This window comes from Shewanella sp. MSW, from assembly GCF_007636515.1.
Taxonomy (GTDB): domain Bacteria; phylum Pseudomonadota; class Gammaproteobacteria; order Enterobacterales; family Shewanellaceae; genus Shewanella; species Shewanella indica.
Genome location: NZ_LVDR01000017.1, coordinates 18,579 through 38,419 on the forward strand (window position 1 = coordinate 18,579; position 19,841 = coordinate 38,419).

A 19,841-nucleotide genomic window follows, 5' to 3' on the forward strand; every position below is an offset into this window, starting at 1 on the left:
ACCATTTGCTGCGAACCACGCCTTACATCCATGCCTGTAAGTCGACGCAGAGCACACATGGGACTTGTTCGCACCTTGCTTTGTTCGACTGATGACAAACATTTCCAAGATAAGTTTTTCAGTCACATTTTCGCACCGGAATTTGCGCTTTTTTACACTGATTTACCAGTTTTATGCTCGAGGCTCCCGTAAAATAGGCGGCAATCAGATCCTAGCGGATCTCTAACGGCATCAGATGGGACACAATGAAAAAACCTTATATCGGACTCCTGGTCCTTGGCCTTTGTGTGGCCACCTATCTCCTATTAACTCCAACGGCAGAAAATACCGTCAAAAAGCCCGGCTCAGGCATGGGGATGGGCAAAGCCGCCGTTCCCGTAATTACCGCCACAGTCACAGAGCAATCCCTGGCGCAATCCCTGACTCTGATCGGCAAGCTGGAAGCTGAACGCTCGGTCACCATAGCGCCTCAAGTCGCCGGCAAGATAGACGCTATCGCGGTGCGCTCCAATCAAGAGGTGAAGGCGGGTGATCTCTTGCTGGTTTTGGAAGAATCCAAGGCCAAAGCGGCGGTGATGGAAGCCGAATCTTATCTGGCCGATGAGCGGCGTAAGTTGGGCGAATATGAAAAACTGATCGGCCGCAACGCCATTACCCAGACAGAAATTGATGCCCAACGCGCCAGCGTCAGCATCGCCGAAGCCAGACTGGCCTCGGCCAGGGCCGAACTTTCCTACCATCATCTGCGGGCTCCCTTTTCCGGTACAGTGGGCCTGGTGGATTTCAGTAAGGGCAAGCTGGTGAGCCAGGGAACCGAACTCTTGAGTCTCGATGATCTGAGCTTGTTGCGGCTCGATCTGCAGGTACCCGAGTCTTATCTGTCGCAACTGAGTGTCGGCATGCAGGTTCAAGGCAGCAGCAGTGCCTGGAACGGCCAACTATTTCAGGGCAAGGTGGTTGCCATAGATCCCAGAGTCAACCCGGATACCCTCAATGTCAGGGTGCGGGTAGAATTCAACAACCCAAACAAACGCTTGAGACCGGGCATGATGCTGTCGGCCACCCTGACCTTCCCACCACTGCACCAGGCGGTAGTGCCGGTGCAGGCGTTGGAGTATTCCGGCACCAAGCGCTATGTCTATCGCATAGATGAAAACAACATAGCCCACCGCACCGAAGTGCATCTGGGCGCCCGGGTCGAACATCTGGTGCTGATCACAGATGGCGTCAGCCTGGGAGATCGCATTGTGGTGCAGGGGCTGGTGAATATTCGTGATGGCGCCAGCGTCAAACCCTTGACCGCCGAAGCAGTACAGCAGACCGGGGAGCTTCACTGATGTTGTTATCCGATGTCTCGGTCAAACGGCCGATCAGTGCCATAGTGCTGAGCCTGCTTTTGTGTGTCTTTGGTCTGGTGTCTTTCAGCAAGCTGTCGGTGCGGGAAATGCCGGATGTGGAGAGCCCGGTCGTCACTGTGATGACCACCTATGAAGGGGCCAGCGCCTCTATCATGGAGAGTCAGGTCACCAAAAACCTTGAGGATGAGCTGACAGGCATCAGCGGTATCGATGAAATCACCTCGGTGAGCCGCAACGGCATGTCGCGGATCACTGTAACCTTCAAATTGGGCTGGAACCTCACCGAAGGGGTGAGCGATGTCCGTGATGCGGTGGCCCGGGCGCAGCGCAGGCTGCCGGAAGAGGCCAACGATCCGATAGTCTCCAAAGACAACGGCTCGGGCGAGCCCTCCATCTATGTCAACTTGAGCTCCAGCGAGATGGATCGTACCCAGCTCACCGACTATTCCCGCCGGGTGCTGGAAGACAAGTTCAACCTGATCACGGGGGTCAGCTCGGTGGATATCTCAGGTGGCCTCTACAAGGTGATGTATGTGCGCCTCAAGCCTGAGCAGATGGCCGGTCGCAATGTCACTGTGCAGGATATCCTTGCAGCCCTGAAGGCGGAGAATATGGAATCCCCCGGCGGCGAGCTGCGTAACGACACCACAGTGATGACGGTGCGCACCGCCCGCCTCTATCTGAGTCCTGAACAGTTCGACTATCTGCAGGTCAGCAGCGCAAACGGCTCGCCGGTTTATCTCAAGGATGTGGCCGAAGTGTTTGTCGGCGCCGAGAATGAGAACTCCACCTTCAAGAGCAACGGCATAGTCAACCTCAGCCTGGGGATAGTACCGCAATCGGATGCCAACCCGCTGGATGTCGCCAAAGATGTCTACAAGCAGGTGGACGCACTGCAAAAGTTTCTGCCGGCCGGTACCGAGCTGTATGTGGACTACGACTCGACCGTGTTTATCGATCAGGCCATAGACGAGGTGTATTACACCCTCTATATCACGGCGGCGCTGGTACTGCTGGTGCTGTATATTTTCATCGGCCAGCTGCGGGCAACGCTTATTCCTGCTGTGACTGTGCCGGTCTCGCTGATCTCGGCCTTTATGGCCGCCTACTTCTTGGGCTTTTCCATCAACCTGCTGACCCTGATGGCACTGATCCTGGCCATTGGCCTGGTGGTGGATGACGCCATTGTGGTGGTAGAGAATATCTTTCACCACATAGAGCGCGGGGAAGAGCCGCTGCTGGCCGCCTACAAGGGCACCCGCGAAGTGGGCTTTGCCGTTATTGCCACCACGGCGGTATTGGTGATGGTATTTTTGCCCATCTCCTTTATGGAAGGCATGGTCGGCTTGCTGTTCACCGAGTTTTCCGTGCTGCTGGCGGTGTCTGTACTGTTCTCATCCCTGGTCGCGCTGACACTGACACCTGTGCTTAGCAGCCAGTTGCTCAAGGCCAATGTCAAACCCAACGCCTTCAACCGCGCCTTGAATCGCTTCTTTGCCGCGCTCGAGCTTAAGTATCGCGCCATGGTGGCCATTGCCATACGTCACAAGGTTGCGGCGCCCTTGGTGATCCTCGCCTGTATCGGCGGCAGTGCCTTGCTGGTAAACCATATCCCTGCACAGCTGGCGCCACAGGAAGACCGCGGGGTGATCTTCGCCTTTATCAAAGGCGCCGAAGGCACCAGCTATAACCGCATGACAGCCAACATGGACATAGTACAGGATAGGCTGATGCCGCTGCTGGGCCAGGGCGTGCTCAAGTCCTTCAGTGTGCAGGCGCCGGCCTTTGGTGGCCGCGCCGGTGATCAGACAGGTTTTGTGATCATGCAGCTCGAGGATTGGAAAGACAGGGATATCAACGCCGATCAGGCGCTGGTGATGATAGCCCAGGTATTGAAAGATATTCCCGATGTGATGGTGCGGCCCATGTTACCCGGCTTCCGTGGCCGCTCCAGTGAGCCGGTGCAGTTTGTTATCGGCGGATCCGACTATAAAGAGCTGTTCAAATGGGCACAGCTGCTGCAACAGGAGGCCAACAGCAGTGGCCTGATGCGCGGCGCCGATCTGGATTATGCCGAAACCACCCCTGAGCTTCTGGTCACGGTTGACAGACAAAGGGCGGCAGAGCTTGGTGTCAGTGTTGCCGATGTTTCGGAAACCCTGGAAGTGATGCTCGGCGGCCGCAAACAAACCACCTATGTGGACAGAGGTGAAGAGTATGATGTCTACGTGCGCGGAGATGAAAAACAGTTCAGCAACATGAGCGACCTCAGTCAGATCTATATGCGTACCAGCAAGGGCGAGCTGGTTACCCTCGACAGCCTGGCGCATATCGAAGAAGTCGCCTCGCCGCAGCGACTGAGCCATACCAATAAACAAAAATCCATCACCATCAAGGCTAACCTCATGGATGGCGCCACTCTGGGGGAAGCACTGGATTTCCTCGACGCCAAGGCGATTGAATCCCTGCCCGGTGATATCAGTATCAGCTACACAGGTGAGTCGAAAGACTTCAAGGAAAACCAGAGCAGCATGCTGCTGGTATTCGGTTTGGCCCTCTTGGTGGTTTATCTGGTACTGGCGGCTCAGTTCGAAAGCTTTATCAACCCACTGGTGGTGATGTTGACCGTCCCTATGGGGGTATTCGGCGGCTTCCTTGGTCTGTGGCTGACACAACAAGGACTCAACCTCTATAGCCAGATAGGGATGATCATGTTGATAGGCATGGTAACCAAGAACGGTATTCTGATAGTCGAATTTGCCAACCAACTGCGAGACAAGGGACTGGCCTTCGAACAGGCGGTTATCGATGCCTCGGCGCGGCGTTTGCGGCCGATCCTGATGACCTCCTTCACCGCGATTGTCGGCGCGATTCCCCTTATCTTCTCCACCGGTGCCGGCTCTGAGAGCCGTATTGCAGTGGGTACTGTGGTGTTCTTCGGTATGGCGTTTGCGACCTTTGTCACCCTGTTGGTGATCCCGGCCATGTATCGACTCTTGTCCTATAACACCAAGTCGCCCGGCCATGTCAAAGACAGGCTCAATGCCGCTATCGCCCGGCAGCAGGCGCAGATAAACATAGGCTCAGGTTCAGATTGATTCTGTCTGGGTCAATAAGGAGCCTCAATAAAACAAGGGATGCCAAACGGCATCCCTTGTTTTATTGAGGCGTCAAAGAAAAACTACTCCTTGAGCAGCATCTCAAAGCCGCCCCAGATCATTCTCTTGCCATCGAACGGCATATCACCGAGAGTCTCGGGAACGGAAGGATCTGTCATGATGAACTGCATGCCTCTATCGCGCGTAGCCTTGTCCGGCCAAACGATCCAGGAAACCACCACAGTCTCGTCATCCTGGCGCTTTACCGCCATAGGCATGGAAGTAAGCTTACCTTCCGGGACATCATCCCCCCAGCATTCTACCAGCTCCAAAGCGCCCTGAGACTTAAACAGCCCCGCCGCCTTGCGTGCATGCTCAAGATACTGCTGCTTCTTGGCCGTTGGAACCGGAGCGACCATCACATCGATATAACTCATTTTCGCCTCCTTTGCTCTGTTCTCCCTGAACTTGCATCTTCCCTTGCAAGTGTAGGAGGCGCAACGGCATTTTGCCGTCTGAGTCAGTGGTTATCTGTCAGCCTGTCAGTATTCACGCAGCAGGCCTGGTTCAGCGCTTTATTTTATTTAGCCCGGGCTTGGTCAGGATTGGCTGTGCTCAAGCCAAGAGCAATTGAAGCTTCAGGCCTCAGACGCTTTGATGCTCTACTCTGGAAGCGCTCAACAGGTTGTCATGCACGGGACAACGATGGCAGACAGTATCGAGAAACTGCTGCTTTTGTTCTGCCGTCAAGTCGGCATCGATATCGGCATCCAGGGTAATACGGCGAAACCCAACAGGATCCTCACTGGGTTTCCCAAGCAACCCGTCGGAATTCATCTCGCCACGCACCTTGATATTCATTCCCCGGAGATCGATTTTCTGCTCTCTGGCTACCATTCTGGCAATAGCAGAAATACAGCCGCCCAGAGAAAACAGGAAGGTCTCCAGCGGATTGGCTCCTTCGTTACCGGCGGAAGCTTGGTCAATGACCAAGGTATGCTCACGCACCTGCGCCGTCACTTTCCAGCCTTTGCCCATTTTGGTTTCGAGTTCAATGATCTTTTCTGGCATGGTACTACCTCATCCATTAGAAAATTTTTAATGAGATTAATCTAATGATTATTGTAATGCAAACCCGTATAACGTAAATGTCGCCAAGCTCACAACTCAAAAACTTGTCTCGCTGAGACTATCGAAAAGACTAAGACTCAGGTACTATTTTTAGTCTTTATAACCGGGCCGCTCAACCCAAGGACGAGAATGAGATCTGGAATAATAACTGTATTAATTTGTTTTCTTTGCATATTACCTACCGAGTCAACCAGGGCAACCCCTCAGAATAAAGTCTTACTCGCCGCCGAAGACAGTTGGCCCCCTTTCGCCGACAGAACCGGGCAAGGCTTATCTCACCAACTGATAGCCGCGGCTTTTTCTATTGAACATATCCAAGTGGAAAGCTTGGTGGTGCCCTACTCCAGAGCCTTGATGATGGCCCGAAAGGGACAGGTTCAAGGAGTGTTCAATGTGACTCGTGAGCGCAGTACTGAGGCGGCTTTTTTGTTCGGTGAAGAGCCATTGTTTATTGCCAACGCCTCCTTCTACTACAACAAAAACCGGCCACTGAGTGCCAAAAACAAATGGCAACTTCCGAGGGGGAGTGTCGTTGGGGTTATCAAGGGTTATGAATATGGCGATGAGTTTTCCGAGCTGAGCAAACAGTTGCAACTGGTACAGGTTGCCAGTCAGGAGCAACTGCTCAATCTCTTGCTGCTCAATCGTATCGATGCCGCCATTATGTTCGACAAGGTAGCCGAAGGCGTTATCAAACGTATGGGGGTGAAAGAGGAGATCCTGCCGGCATTTCCCAACCATCAGAGCCGAATATTCCTGGCATTCTCACTGCAGGACGCCGATTCACCTGCGTTGGCCAAGGCATTGGATAAAGGGTTGCGACAGATGAAACAAAGCGGTCAATATCAGCAAATAATCAACAATGGTCGCTTCTGAGTGCTCATCTTTGCCTATCACAGTGTTAAACTGCCGGGCACGAATCTACCACAGGTATCCGCATGCAACTCAGCTTCAGCCCTTGGTTTCATTTTCAATTGCAGATCTACTACGAAGATACGGACTTTTCCGGCGTGGTGTATCACCCCAATTTTCTGAAATATTTCGAACGCGCCCGCGAGCAAGTCATAGGTGCCAACGAATTAAAACGCCTGTGGCAATCTGAGGGAGTGGGCTTTGCCGTTTATCGCTCCGAGCTTATTTGTCAGGAGGGAGTCGAGTTTGCCGATATCCTGGATATCCGCACCCGTTTTGCCTTCGAAAGCAAATATCGCACCGTGTGGGAGCAAGAGATCTGGCGTGAAAACGCTGTCAGAGCTGCAGTCAACGGCAGAGTGGAAATGGTATGCATGAATAGTCAGCGCCAACTTTGCCCCATGTCGGCAACGCTGCTTGAACAATTGGGCGCTCAACTACAACAGATTTAATTCCTTTGAACTCAGCCTGCGGTCTTGGCATGAATGCTGTGTTTAGCGTACCAGTATTCCAATTCCGGCGCCGTTTTGGGTTTGGCGATAATATCTCCCTGTAGTTGGTCGGCCCCCATAGAAATTAGCACCTGTTTCAGCGCCATCGACTCAACCCCCTCAACTGTAACCTCAAAACCCAATGACTTGGCCATCTGGATACTGGCGCGCATTATATGCTTGGCATTACTGTTACTGAGCAGCTCTTCATTGAACGCCTTATCGATCTTAACTTCATCTACCGGCAGATTCTTCAAATAGGCCAATGACGAGTGCCCGGTACCAAAATCATCTATCGCCAGACGAATATCCAGTTGCCGCAAACGTTGTAAAATTTTAATCGCCTGCTCAAGGTCGGCCATCAAGCTGCTCTCGGTGATCTCAAGCGCCAGCACATCACCCGGCAACTGGTATTCTTGCAATTGGCGTTCAATCTCCTGCAACATACAGCCATTGTTGAGATCCTGCGCCGATAGGTTAAGTGCAATTCGTACTTTAAAGCCGCCACTGCGCCACTTACGCTGCTGTAACATCACTTGCTCAAGCGCCCAATGACTCACCAGGCCTATCATGCCGGAATACTCGGCCAACGGAATAAACTCGGCTGGAGAAATGGCGCCGAATTTAGGATGTTCCCAGCGAATAAGCGCTTCGACCTGGCGGCAAAGGCCGCTGCTCACTTCTTCTTTGGCCTGATAAACAAGATACAACTGACCGGTTTTCAACGCTTTGGGTAGACTATTGATGATCTCCAGCTCGCGCATTTGAATGCTGTCTTCACCCGTCTGATAACCGGCCAGCAGATCACGGCTATTACGGGCTTTTTTCAGCGCCAGATCCAGGCGGCGCAACATCAAGCTGAGATCGGTATGATGCGCATGCAAATCCAGATAGCCCATCTGGATGCGGAGGCTCAAAGGCGTACCTTTAATATCAAAAGGAACCTGTAACCGTCCCCGCAACCGATGAAGATCCTCCTCTGTCTGTTGTTGCTCAAAGTACAGCAAAAACTCATCTTCATTCATTCGCGCCAATAACCTGGGCGCATGTTGCAACCCCAGCAGGCGATCTGCCATCTGCTTGAGCAGTTGATCGCCAAAGGCAAAGCCAAACAGGTCGTTGACGTAACGGAAACGGTAGATGTCCAGCAGCACCATAGTCCCCTGCTGCAGCGGCATCAAAGCGGTCACGCTGCGCTTGAGCCCTACCCGATTGGCAAGGCCTGTGAGTTTATCTTTCCCCACAGGTGGCGGAAGCGCCTGCAGCAACTTTTCCAGGCTATTAACCAAATCATAAAAAGCGACCGGCACCCAAGGGAGATCGAGTGGCGCGCGGGCTTTTATCTGATTGTCGAGTTGTTTGCCGAGCTGTTTGATAAAACGCCGCTCTTTTTGACGCTGGCGGCGCCACAAAAGGAGAATAAACACAGTAATTAACGCGATAGAAAGCAACCATGGGCCTATCATCAAAGCGGTATTCTCCCGTTAATGATCGAAATGAATTATTTTAACTTTTACTCATAGCTTTGCTTGATTGAGTGATATTTGTCCAAAAACTCATCACAGCCAAGTAGTTCGGCACTGACGGGTAAGCCTCTGTCGACAAAGACTTCCAAACGCTGTTCAAGCTCGGCGCCGGCTCGTAACTCACCGGTATAAAAAGCCGCCGAGCGAATAAAATCCAGGTAAGTCACATGATCCGGCAGATAGGGCAGATCAGCCCAACGTTCGACCACTTCCATCACATCCGGGGCAAAGTCCCAGCTCTTGAGTACCGCTCTCCCTATCGGCCCTTGCATCTTGCGCACCAAAGCTCTTAGCTGATCTATACTGCCAAAAAGCTCTGGGTGAGCCTCGGCCTCGGTCAGTACCGGCAAGGCACCGATATTGTGCACCAACCCGGCCAGGGTCAAAGTATCATAATTCAGGCCGCTACCCGGATGGGTCTTGTTATAGATAAGTAACATGGCTCCGGCCGCAGCAGTAACATCTATTGAAGTGCGCCACACTTCGTCCATGACCTCCCACACCATCTCGTTGGTGGAGATAAACAACTGCTCCATGGCGATAGAGGTAGCGATAGATTTTATCTGCGCCAAACCTATACGGGTCACCGCGCTGTTGATGTTTTCCGCCGGGATCCCCCGGCTGTAGAAAGCACTGTTGGCTACCTTGATCATACGCGCCGATATGGCGGCATCCTGACCTATGATATCGGCAACTTCCCTCAAGCTTGAATCGGGACGACTGACGACTTCCTGCACCCGCATGGCTACTTCCGGCAAGGTTGGCAGCACCAGGGTATCGTTCTTGAGTTTCCGCAACAAACCAACCAAGAGTTGATGTTCGGTAGACATGCACTCTCCAATGTAAAAAAACTGTTCAAATACTGTGACTCAGTATATCAGTAACCCAGGTGGCCGCGAGCGTAAAAAAGCGTCAAATGATATCAATTCGTTTAAAGCCAACACCTGAAATCGACAGTAGGTCACAGATTAATACTAATTTATTTAGGTAATAAGTTATCTCTAGGATTTGTGCCAAACAGTGGCGGAGAGTATCACCAGGCCGACGACGCTGTGGGGGGAATATTGATTTATAGAATAAAATACCCTTAGCAGATATTCCCCGGCGAGATGAACTGCTGCTCCGAAATGCTATAATCAACATCCTTTACTAAAACACTTATCTTGCGATGTTTGCATAGCCCCACTTTTATTAAGTAAAATGCCGCCCCTGCTGCCAAGTCGCGCAACCGCCGGACTGCCGTTAATTGAGAGTAAATTATGTTTAAACCAGAGCTTCTGTCTCCCGCCGGGACCCTGAAAAATATGCGTTATGCCTTTGCCTATGGTGCAGACGCCGTATATGCGGGCCAACCCAGATACAGCTTAAGGGTACGTAACAACGACTTTAAGATGGAAAATCTGGCTACAGGCATTCAGGAAGCCCATGCTCTGGGTAAAAAACTCTATGTGGTCAGCAATATCGCTCCCCACAATGCCAAGCTCAAGACCTATATCAAGGATATGGAGCCAGTGGTTGCTATGCAGCCGGATGCCCTCATCATGTCAGATCCCGGTCTCATCATGATGGTTCGTGAAGCCTTTCCCGAACAGGTTGTACACCTTTCAGTACAGGCCAACGCCATCAACTGGGCCTCGGTTAAATTCTGGCAGTCTCAGGGGATCAAGCGCGTGATCCTCTCCCGCGAGCTATCACTGGATGAAATTGAAGAGATCCGTCAGCGTTGCCCGGACATAGAGCTGGAAGTGTTTGTTCACGGCGCACTGTGTATGGCCTATTCCGGCCGTTGCCTGTTGTCCGGCTATATCAATAAGCGCGATCCCAACCAAGGCACCTGCACCAATGCTTGCCGCTGGAAGTATGATGCCCACGAGGCCAAGGAAAATGAAACCGGCGACATAGTCGCAGTCAACCCGGTGCAGATAGAGCAGCCGACTTTGGGCCAGGGCCCTAGCAGCGATCAGATTTTCCTGCTGCAGGAAGCCAACCGTCCCGGCGAATATATGCCGGCCTTCGAAGACGAGCACGGCACCTACATAATGAACTCCAAAGATCTGCGCGCCATTCAGCATGTGGAGCGCCTGAGCCGTATCGGCGTGGATTCATTGAAGATTGAAGGCCGCACCAAGTCCTTCTACTACGTGGCCCGCACGGCGCAGCTTTACCGTCAGGCCATAGACGATGCCGCAGCCGGAAAAGACTTCGACCGCAGCTTAATGAATCGCTTGGAAGGCTTGGCCCACAGAGGCTACACCGAGGGCTTCCTGCGGCGTCACGTTCACGATGAGTACCAGAACTATGAATACGGCCACTCTATCAGTGACAACCAGCAGTTTGTCGGTGAGTTTACCGGTAAGCGTAACGCCGAAGGCCTGGCCGAAATCGAAGTGAAGAACAAGTTTTTGCTGGGTGACAGCCTGGAGATGATGACGCCGCAGGGCAACATCAACCTGATATTGGAAAGCTTGCAAAACCGTAAGGGTGAAGCCATTGAGGCAGGTTTAGGTTCGGGCCATACCGTCTACATGCCGGTACCGGCCGATTTGGAACTGGACTCAGCCATCTTGCTGCGTAACTTGCCGGAGGGGATGGACACCCGCAATCCCCACGCCGCAACCAAGTGAGTCCTGTCTTCCTGAGTATATTCCCAACCTTACACGAAAGGCTGCCTTCAGGCAGTCTTTCGTTTTACGCAAGTCATAGTGCTCTATAACAATCCCGTTGTAGTCATGCGTATTGGTTATCAATAATAGTGCTGCCGACAGAGGTGCTCCCCCTGTGATAAAATCTGTGCTATGACTTAGTTTGGGCTGCACCTGCTACTGTTTTGTGCGCCAAGCGTTGACCGAAAACCTGCTCGGCAGGATAAGTAATTCCGAGGTAATACAAGGCAATGGCCTTAATCATTGATGACAGCTGCATTAACTGCGACATGTGTGAGCCCGAGTGCCCCAACCAAGCCATTACTATGGGGGAAGAGATCTATGAGATAGATCCGGCGCGCTGCACCGAATGTGTTGGCCACTACGACAACCCAACCTGTGTTTCTGTTTGCCCTATAGACTGTATCGACAAGGATCCCGAACATCAGGAAACCCAAGACGAATTGCTGGTAAAATACGCTCAACTGACCGGCAAGCTATAAGGATAAAATGATGAAAACATTACTGCTTATTGCTGCATTACTCAGTCTTGGCGCCTGTGCCGAGCTCAAGGAAACCGGCCGTACCATAGGCCACACCACCAGAGACGTGACCAAGGAGATAGGCCACACCACCCGGGATGTGACCCGTGAAATCGGCCACGCCTCCCGTGATGCCGCCAAATCGGTCAAGGAAGAATTAAAAGACTGAGCCATCACGTCCAAGAAGTTCAAGCCCTTTCTCGCCAGCCAACAGGGCAAAGCTCTGCCCGGTTGGCAAGCACATTCAAACATCAGAGTTATCAGGCGGCATTGGCCCTCATACCGTGAGGCACGGGCAAACCGGCTTCATTCACATTAACGAAGACCATCTTGTCAATACTGACAATAGGCGCCAGATTCAATTTATTGCGCACTTCGCAGCGAATAGTGATGGAAGTATGTCCCAGGCTGATAAGCTCGAGGCCAAACTCAATCACATCCCCAAGCTTGGCCGGGGTCATAAAGTTGATTTCCGAGATAAGCTTGGTCACATGGCTGACACTCTTCATCTGGCATGCGGCGAAGATGGCGGCTTCCTCATCAATCCAGCTCATCAACTGTCCACCGAACAAGGCTCCCGCCGGGTTGAGATGTTCGTGTTTAACCAAACGCCGACTGTAGTATTTCATGTTTGCGTCCTCGCATTCACCTGTGATTGGAATTCTCACTTGAACTAAAGCAAATTGGACGCCAAACATTCAATCAATATAATTCAATAAGTTACAACACACTTATGCTCATAAATGCCATTACGGTGCACCAGGATAACTCCTGCTGCACCGTAATGGACCATGCTCAAACCTGACTGAGCACCCGCTTGAAGGCCTGCAGAGTCTTGTCGATATCGGCGGCGCTGATATCTTTGTGCGTCACCAAGCGTAGTTGCCGAGCGCCGCTGATACGCACTCCTTCCTGCAACAAGCCTTTGACCAGAGCTTCAATATCCACTTCATCGGCCAAAGTGGCAAACACCATATTAGTTTGTACCTGGCTCATATCCAGTGCCAGCTCATCCAACTGACTCAAACCTTCGGCCAAAGCCTTGGCATTGGCGTGATCTTCCGCCAAGCGCACCACCTGCTCAGTCAAGGCCAACTCAGCGGCAGCAGCCAGGATCCCGGCCTGGCGCATTCCGCCACCCAGCATCTTGCGCCAGCGACGCGCCTTGTGAATAAGCCGCTCATCCCCGAGTAATAAAGAGCCAACCGGTGCCGCCAACCCCTTGGATAGACAGATGGATACCGAGTCGAAATACTGGGTTATATCGGCTATCTCCAACCCCTGCGCCACAGCCGCATTGGCCACCCTGGCGCCATCGAGATGGATTTTCAAACCGTGATTGAAGGCCAGCTGCTGCGCCTTGGCCAGGTACTCCTGCGGCAATATCTTTCCGCCTATGGTGTTTTCCAGGCTTAATAGACGGGTGCGGGCAAAGTGAAAATCATCGGGTTTGATGGCAGCGCGAATATCTTCAAGCGCTATGCTGCCATCGGCCTGATTATTCAGTGGTTGAGGCTGAATACTGCCTAACACGGCCGCACCACCGCCTTCAAACTTGTAATTGTGGGCTTGTTGACCACACAGATATTCATCGCCCCGCTCGCAGTGGGACATGAGTGCCAACAGGTTGGCCTGAGTGCCCGAGCTGGTAAACAAGGCACTGTCAAAGCCGAACATCTCGGCGGCCATAGCTTCGAGGCGATTTACCGTAGGATCATCGCCGTAAACATCATCGCCCACCTGCGCGGCCGCCATGGCCTGACGCATCGCAGCAGTAGGTTGAGTCACGGTATCGCTTCTGAAATCTATCATCTATCCCCCATATCACATCCAGTTGCCCCACATTAAGATACATGAGGCCAAAACACTCTAGCGCTGCTCGGCTTGACTGTACAGCACCAGGAGCGCAAAGCGGAATAACTGGAGTTTTCACCTAATTGGGAGCAACAATAAACCCAAACAAACCGACAGCAAGACAAACATAAAAATCAATCAGCAATCCTCATGCACAAAAAATACAAAACCATTTAAAATCATAAAACTACAAAACAAGAATCCAAACAACTCAAATAAAACATAAATAAAACTAATCCAAATATTTAAATAAAATCACTATTAAACTGCGGTGTTTTCCGGCAGAATTCTGATCCTCTGTTATTTTGATGCGAATATTATGCAAGAAGCTCAGTTTATCGCCATACTTTGGCTGATTGGTGTACTGGCCGAAGCTATGACCGGTGCCTTGGCGGCGGGTAAAAAACAGATGGATCTCTTTGGCGTGGTAATTATAGGTTGTGCTACCGCCATAGGCGGCGGCACGCTCAGAGACATCTTGTTGGGTAACTACCCGTTAATCTGGGTAGAAAACTGGCATTATCTGGTGGCTATCGGCTTTGCTTCACTGCTGACGGTGATAATCGCCCCTGTGATGCGTTACCTGTCAAAGCTGTTTCTGGCAATCGATGCTCTTGGCCTGGCAGTGTTTTCCATTGTCGGAGCTCAAAAGACCCTGCTGCTGGGCTTCAGCCCAGTTGTCGCTGTGGTGATGGGAGTGATTACCGGGGTTTTTGGCGGTATTATTCGCGATATTCTCTGTAATCAGATGCCGCTTATATTCCGCAAAGAGTTGTACGCTGTGATCTCCATTATCACGGCTGGGCTCTATGTATTTTTATCGCAATGGCAACTGACAGAATGGCTAAATCTCAGCCTGTGCCTCACTCTAGGGTTCAGTTTGCGGATGCTGGCTATAAAGTATCACTGGGCCATGCCAACCTTCGACTACCAAACCGGCTCAGATCCACATCCGGATTGATAATACACTTGGTAGGCACTGCCAAGCCAAACACAGATCCAACGTATTGTTTATCAGTTGGATCTGTGTTTATTAACCTACAGCTGTAGATGTTTCATCTAGCTGTTAATTTTGGAGGCCTGCTTGGCTTCCAAAACCAGACTATAATTCCTCATCCAGAACCGCAAACATGTGCTGTTTAAGGCTATCAAAATCGGCCGGCAGAACAGCCGACAGCAACGCCTTATCGGCCACTCTTTGCAATGCCTGAGGCAGTGGCAGACTGGTGTTCAGCTCGCGGTCGACCACATCCTTGAATTTGGCCGGATGCGCGGTTGCCAGAAAGATCCCCTGCTCTTCCTCCTTCAATGACAAGCGCAGTGCCTCGGCAGCCACCGCCGCATGGGGCTCGGCCAGATAACCTGTCTGCTCAAGCGCTAACATGGCCTGACGGGTTTGCCCCTCGGACAGCGCCAGGCCGGACAAGTCAGACAGTGGCCATTTCATCTCTGCAAAAATCGCTTCCACTCTGGGCCAGTTACTCGGCTCGGACACATCCATGGCGTTGGACATGGTCGCAACGGTCTGCCGCGGTGCCCAATCACCAAAACTCAAATAGCGCGGTACAGTATCATTGCTGTTGGTGGCCGCCACAAAGCGCTTGATGGGCAATCCCATGGCTTTGGCCAGCAGACCCGCGGTCAGGTTACCGAAGTTACCACTGGGAACACTGACAACCGGCGCCGATTGATGCTGCTTTCTATATTGGGCAACCGCTTCAAAGTAATAACAGATCTGCGCCAGCAAGCGGCTGATGTTGATGGAGTTGGCCGAGTTCAGGTGTAAACCGTCACGAATATCACTGTCTTCAAAGGCCTGCTTGACCAAATGCTGACAGGCATCGAAGTCAGCTTCGACCGCAACTGTGTGAATATTGCCGCCCAGAGTGGCAAACATCTTCTCTTGCAACTCACTTATCTTGCCTTTGGGATAGAGCACCATCACCCGCACCTTATCCAGGCCAAAGAAGGCATCGGCCACCGCCGCACCTGTATCCCCTGAGGTAGCGGTCAAGATAGTCAGAGGCTCTGAGCCGCCAAGCTGATTGAGACACTGAGCCATAAAGCGGGCACCGAAGTCCTTGAAAGCCAAGGTTGGCCCATGAAACAGCTCCAGACAACTGCGCTGTTCGTCTACCTGCACCAGCGGCAGAGGGAAATTAAACGCCTTCTCCACCAGCTTGTCGACACAGTCCTGCCCCAATTCATCGGCGAGCCAGGCACCGAGTATCTGCTTGCTGCGCTCGACAAAAGGCAGGGCCAACAGGGCATCGACATCTGCCAGTTTCGGGATCCGGGTTGGGAAAAAGAGCCCTCGGTCCATGCCAAGACCCAGCTTGAGCGCTTCAGTAAAACTTACCCGCTGTGCCGGGTGCTTGAGGTTATAGAGTTCCATATTGATGCCTTAAATTCTTTTTTGGATGAAAATGCGTTTCAGGACAATACCCGGGTGCCTTGCATATCCAGGCGGCAGATGTGGGCAAAGCCGCTCGCTTCGGTTAAATAGTGTTGTTCCAGGTAGCGTTTGGCCTGCTCGGCGCGGGCCAGATCAGCGCTGATGGAAAACAGAGTTGGGCCGCTGCCGGAAATCCCGGTGGCCAACATACCCAGCTCAGACAATCCGCGCCGCGCCGCCAGATACCCGGGGATAGCCTCGGCTCGATAGGGTTCAGCCAACACATCTTTCAACACAGTCAGCGCCAGTGCCTCATCCTGGCGGTAACAGGCATGAACAAAGGCGCTGAGATTGCGACCAAATTCTATGCAGGTTCCCTTATCGTATTGGTTCGGCATCAAGGCGCGCATGGCCGCCGTCGACAATGAAATCCCGGGATAGGCCACCAGCCAGTACCAAGAATCAAAGGCCGGCAAGGGTTCACAGATACGCCCGGGCAAATCCAGCATCAGTTGCAATCCACCCAAATAGCAAGGCGCCACGTTGTCATAGTGCACCGAGCCACTGATCTCCCCTTCAAAACGCCCCATCAACGCCAGCAAGGCCTGCTCATCATAGGGACGGCTGAAATATTCATTGAGACCATAGAGCGCTGCCACCACTGAACTGGCACTGGAACCAAGGCCGCTGCCTACCGGCAGGTTCTTGGACAGGGTCAAGGAAACGCCTTGATTGATCCCGGCCTCACCTAGGAAAAACTCGGCGCAGCGATAGACAATATTCTGCTGCGGCTCCTGCGGCAGCTTATGAGCCCAAGGGCCAAGTTGAGTCAGAGAAACGCCGCATGGCGCAGGGCCCACTGTGACTGTATCCCCCAGTAAACTGCCATCAATGGGGGCCAGTGCGGCGCCCAGCAAATCAAAGCCGACACCGACATTTCCCATAGAGGCAGGCGCATAGACAGTCACGGGGGCATTGGCGGGAATAAACTGACTCATGCGCTGACCTCCCGAGTCCAGTTGAGGGTTCTGAGTAAGTCGGCAAACACCCCGGCGGCCGTCACTTCAGTACCGGCGCCATAGCCTCTGAGCACAAAGGGGATCGGCTGGTAGTAGCGGCTGTAGAAAGCCAGCGCATTCTCACCACCTTTGACGCTGAACAGGGGATCATCAGCCGCCACTTCGGCGATACGCACCCTGCAACCTGATTCATCTATCTGGCCGACATAACGCAGGCGTTTACCCTTGGCATGGGCAGCAGCCACTCGTTCGGCAACGGCGGCATCCAGCTGTGGCAAAGCCGCCATAAACTGGGCTACATCGCCTGATGCATCGAAGTCATCCGGCAAGACAGACTCCACCTGAATATCATCCAGCTCCAGCGGCAAGCCCACTTCCCGGGCCAAAATCAACACCTTGCGCGCCACATCCATACCATTGAGGTCGTCTCTGGGGTCCGGCTCAGTGAAGCATTTTTCCCGGGCAATGGCCGTGGCCTGTGACAGACTCATCCCCTCATCCAGCATACCGAAGATAAACGACAGCGAACCCGAAAGTATCCCCTGGAAACGCAGCAGCTTATCACCGGCAAACAGCAGCTTTTTCAGGTTATCGATAACCGGCAAACCGGCGCCGACATTGGTTTCATAAAGGAACTGACGCCGCTGGGCCAGCGCGGTTTGCCGCAGCGCGCGGTAAAAAGCCAGCTCACGGGTATTGGCCTTCTTGTTGGGTGTCACCACGTGTAAACCGGCATTCATCACATCCAGATAACGGCCGGCAATGACATCCGAAGAGGTACAATCCAGCAATACGGGATTGAGTAACTGCTGCTCCTTGGCCCAGGCCAACATCTGTGTCAGATCAAAAGCGACGGACGAGTCGTTGAGCCTTGACTGCCAATCGGCCAGAGAGATACCGGCGGCGTCGAGCAACATCTTGCCTGAGTTGGCGATGGCACAAACCCGAATGCTGATATGTTGCCCTTTGAGCATGGCTTCCTGCTGTTTTATCTGCTCCAACAAGCCAGCACCTATGTTACCGGCACCAACCAGGAAGACATCGAGATACTGCTGCACATCGAAAAAGCCCTGGTGACAGGCCGCCACCGCATGACGCGTCTTGCGCTGCTCGACCACGGCAGAAATAGAGCGCTCGGACGAGCCCTGGGCAATGGCAATGATATTGACACTGGCCTGAGCCAGAGCCTGAAAGAAGCGCGCGGCCACGCCCTTGTGGGTACGCATACCGTCACCTATCAGGGATACTATCGCCAGTTGATCCCGCATCTCCAGCGGCTCCAACAGTTCACTCTTGAGCTCTAGTTCAAATTCCTGCTCCAGCGCCCACTTGACTCTGGGGGCATCCAAAGTGGCCACACAGAAACTAATGCTGTACTCACTGGAGCTTTGAGTGATTAGTGATACCGAAACCTTGGCTCTGGCGATAGACTCCAGAATACGCGACGCCATACCCACCATGCCTTTCATTCCCGGGCCTGAAACGTTGAACATGGTTTGGTTGTCCAGATTAGAGATCGCCTTGACCTGCAGCCCGGTCTGATCCGGCTGATTGGATACCAGAGTACCCGGCGCCTGGGGGTTGAAACTGTTTTTGATGTAGCAAGGAATTTGGAACTGGGCTATGGGTGAAATGGTCTTGGGGTGCAGCACCTTGGCGCCAAAATAGGAAAGTTCCATTGCCTCCTGATAACTGAGCTGAGAGAGCAGCTTGGCATCGGCAACCACCCGGGGGTCGGTATTGTATACCCCATCGACATCTGTCCAGATTTCGCAGCTGTCGGCATCCAGACAGGCTGCCAGAACTGCGGCCGAATAATCCGAACCATTGCGTCCCAGAGTCACCACCTTGCCATCGGCACCGGCGGCGGTAAACCCGGGCATAACCCACACTCTCTGCTCATCGAGTTTGAGCAACGCAAATCTGGGCTTACTGACGGCGATATCCACCACAGACTCCAGGGGTGTACCGACACCTAGGAATAATTCCCTCGGATCGAGTAAACCGGCGCTGACTCCCTTATTTTTGAGCACTTCAACCATCAAGGCGGCCGAGAGTCGCTCCCCGGCTACCAGGATCTCGGCCCGCACACTGTCAGGACACTCCCCGAGAAGCTGAACTCCTGCCAATTTTGCGCGCCAACTCGCCAGTTGCTGTGCCAATACCTTCTTCAGCTGCTGTCTGGCTTCCTCTGCGAGAGATACAGATGCATCGGCATACAAGGCTTCAAATACCTCAGCCACCTTGGCAAGGGCCTCGTCAACATCCCCCTTGGCCAACACCATATTGACCATGGCCAACAGATTGTTGGTTACGGTTGCCGGCGCCGACAGTACTGTGGCCACTTGCTCTTCTCTGGCACTGGTCAGAACAATTTCTGCTGCCATTTCAAACCTTTGCCAGTTTGCCAGCGAGGTACCGCCGAACTTCATCACTTTCATCTATCTCTCCTTTAATTACCGCGCCCGCCCAGGAAACAAAAAAGCCCGCTCCTGGATGGGAGCGGGCTTCTTGTTTGCAATTCTTCAGGGTATAGTCAGCCCGCCCCCACACTGGTAATGGTGGTGGTTGTAATGGTGGTAATTACAACTGAGCTTAGCTGATACATTAGGTTTCTATACTCGTTCGTTCTCTTTTATTCAGGCCGGTTCATTCAGGAGTCAATCTCCCAGGAATGGCAGCAATGCAAACAGGATTGCTTTTTTATGTGGCGCTTGTCAAGGGGCGTTTTCATGAAAGTTTTAATAAAATGCCAATCTCATTAAATAAGTCTCACCAAAGTCTGTTTTTAACTGGATAAGTATCAACAAAACTCCCTTATTACCTTTAACCTTGACGTAAAGTGTATTGGATTAAAAGTTGAGTATCAGCCA

18 protein-coding genes and 1 other annotated feature are annotated in these 19,841 nt (G+C 52.6%); of the genes, 9 read left to right on the plus strand and 9 right to left on the minus strand.

Going from position 1 to position 19,841, the window contains the following annotated elements; genetic code table 11:
* The first annotated feature begins 245 nt into the window (after positions 1-245).
* A complete protein-coding gene (locus tag AYI96_RS16320) occupies positions 246-1,337 on the plus strand; it encodes an efflux RND transporter periplasmic adaptor subunit (protein WP_144361999.1) in 1,092 nt (363 codons plus the stop codon).
* Complete coding sequence (locus AYI96_RS16325) at positions 1,337-4,456, plus strand: multidrug efflux RND transporter permease subunit (RefSeq protein ID WP_144362000.1); 3,120 nt, start codon at positions 1,337-1,339, stop codon at positions 4,454-4,456. The genes AYI96_RS16320 and AYI96_RS16325 overlap by 1 nt, the downstream gene beginning before the upstream one ends.
* Before the next feature lie 83 nt (positions 4,457-4,539).
* Here AYI96_RS16325 and AYI96_RS16330 read toward each other — a convergent pair whose 3' ends face one another.
* Positions 4,540-4,893 (minus strand): DUF1428 domain-containing protein, encoded by a 354-nt coding sequence (locus AYI96_RS16330; protein WP_144362001.1) that lies wholly within the window; start codon positions 4,891-4,893, stop codon positions 4,540-4,542.
* 208 nt (positions 4,894-5,101) lie between these two features.
* Positions 5,102-5,527 carry an OsmC family protein gene (locus AYI96_RS16335; protein WP_039034245.1) on the minus strand — a complete coding sequence of 142 codons (426 nt, stop codon included), beginning with the start codon at positions 5,525-5,527 and terminating at the stop codon, positions 5,102-5,104.
* Positions 5,528-5,716: 189 nt separating this feature from the next.
* On the opposite strand from AYI96_RS16335, the gene AYI96_RS16340 reads away from it, so the two are divergent.
* Positions 5,717-6,463, plus strand: a complete 747-nt coding sequence (locus tag AYI96_RS16340; RefSeq protein WP_052248088.1) for a substrate-binding periplasmic protein — start codon at positions 5,717-5,719, stop codon at positions 6,461-6,463.
* Positions 6,464-6,525: 62 nt separating this feature from the next.
* The gene (locus tag AYI96_RS16345) at positions 6,526-6,951 is read left to right on the plus strand and encodes a thioesterase family protein (protein ID WP_144362002.1); all 426 of its coding nucleotides are present in this window, start codon (positions 6,526-6,528) and stop codon (positions 6,949-6,951) included.
* Positions 6,952-6,962: 11 nt separating this feature from the next.
* Here AYI96_RS16345 and AYI96_RS16350 read toward each other — a convergent pair whose 3' ends face one another.
* Entirely contained in the window at positions 6,963-8,456 is a 1,494-nt protein-coding gene (locus AYI96_RS16350) for a putative bifunctional diguanylate cyclase/phosphodiesterase (RefSeq protein WP_039034242.1), read from the minus strand.
* Positions 8,457-8,503: 47 nt separating this feature from the next.
* Positions 8,504-9,346: an HDOD domain-containing protein gene (locus AYI96_RS16355; protein ID WP_039034241.1), complete on the minus strand. Its 843-nt coding sequence runs from the start codon at positions 9,344-9,346 to the stop codon at positions 8,504-8,506.
* A gap of 429 nt (positions 9,347-9,775) precedes the next feature.
* On the opposite strand from AYI96_RS16355, the gene yegQ reads away from it, so the two are divergent.
* From yegQ to AYI96_RS16370, 3 genes are all read left to right on the plus strand, one after another.
* Positions 9,776-11,140 carry a tRNA 5-hydroxyuridine modification protein YegQ gene (gene yegQ, locus AYI96_RS16360; RefSeq protein ID WP_039034240.1) on the plus strand — a complete coding sequence of 455 codons (1,365 nt, stop codon included), beginning with the start codon at positions 9,776-9,778 and terminating at the stop codon, positions 11,138-11,140.
* Positions 11,141-11,409: 269 nt separating this feature from the next.
* Complete coding sequence (locus tag AYI96_RS16365) at positions 11,410-11,661, plus strand: YfhL family 4Fe-4S dicluster ferredoxin (RefSeq protein ID WP_028779037.1); 252 nt, start codon at positions 11,410-11,412, stop codon at positions 11,659-11,661.
* Positions 11,662-11,671: 10 nt separating this feature from the next.
* Complete coding sequence (locus tag AYI96_RS16370; protein WP_373297519.1) at positions 11,672-11,869, plus strand: hypothetical protein; 198 nt, start codon at positions 11,672-11,674, stop codon at positions 11,867-11,869.
* Positions 11,870-11,960: 91 nt separating this feature from the next.
* Here AYI96_RS16370 and AYI96_RS16375 read toward each other — a convergent pair whose 3' ends face one another.
* Entirely contained in the window at positions 11,961-12,329 is a 369-nt protein-coding gene (locus tag AYI96_RS16375) for an acyl-CoA thioesterase (RefSeq protein WP_025009448.1), read from the minus strand.
* 166 nt (positions 12,330-12,495) lie between these two features.
* Positions 12,496-13,512 (minus strand): low-specificity L-threonine aldolase, encoded by a 1,017-nt coding sequence (gene ltaE, locus AYI96_RS16380; protein WP_144362003.1) that lies wholly within the window; start codon positions 13,510-13,512, stop codon positions 12,496-12,498.
* 361 nt (positions 13,513-13,873) lie between these two features.
* Here ltaE and AYI96_RS16385 point away from each other — a divergent pair, with 361 nt between their 5' ends.
* A complete protein-coding gene (locus AYI96_RS16385) occupies positions 13,874-14,515 on the plus strand; it encodes a trimeric intracellular cation channel family protein (protein WP_039034237.1) in 642 nt (213 codons plus the stop codon).
* Positions 14,516-14,656: 141 nt separating this feature from the next.
* Here AYI96_RS16385 and thrC read toward each other — a convergent pair whose 3' ends face one another.
* From thrC to thrA, 3 genes are read right to left on the minus strand one after another with little or no spacing between them, the layout of a single operon-like run.
* Positions 14,657-15,949 (minus strand): threonine synthase, encoded by a 1,293-nt coding sequence (gene thrC / locus AYI96_RS16390; protein WP_071476820.1) that lies wholly within the window; start codon positions 15,947-15,949, stop codon positions 14,657-14,659.
* A 38-nt stretch (positions 15,950-15,987) separates the two neighbouring features.
* Positions 15,988-16,947 carry a homoserine kinase gene (thrB, locus tag AYI96_RS16395; RefSeq protein ID WP_144362004.1) on the minus strand — a complete coding sequence of 320 codons (960 nt, stop codon included), beginning with the start codon at positions 16,945-16,947 and terminating at the stop codon, positions 15,988-15,990.
* Entirely contained in the window at positions 16,944-19,409 is a 2,466-nt protein-coding gene (gene thrA, locus AYI96_RS16400; protein WP_039034234.1) for a bifunctional aspartate kinase/homoserine dehydrogenase I, read from the minus strand. The genes thrB and thrA overlap by 4 nt, the downstream gene beginning before the upstream one ends.
* Before the next feature lie 34 nt (positions 19,410-19,443).
* Positions 19,444-19,564, minus strand: a sequence feature (Thr leader region).
* A 78-nt stretch (positions 19,565-19,642) separates the two neighbouring features.
* On the opposite strand from thrA, the gene AYI96_RS20605 reads away from it, so the two are divergent.
* Entirely contained in the window at positions 19,643-19,768 is a 126-nt protein-coding gene (locus AYI96_RS20605) for a hypothetical protein (protein ID WP_256213954.1), read from the plus strand.
* The last annotated feature ends 73 nt before the right edge of the window (positions 19,769-19,841 follow it).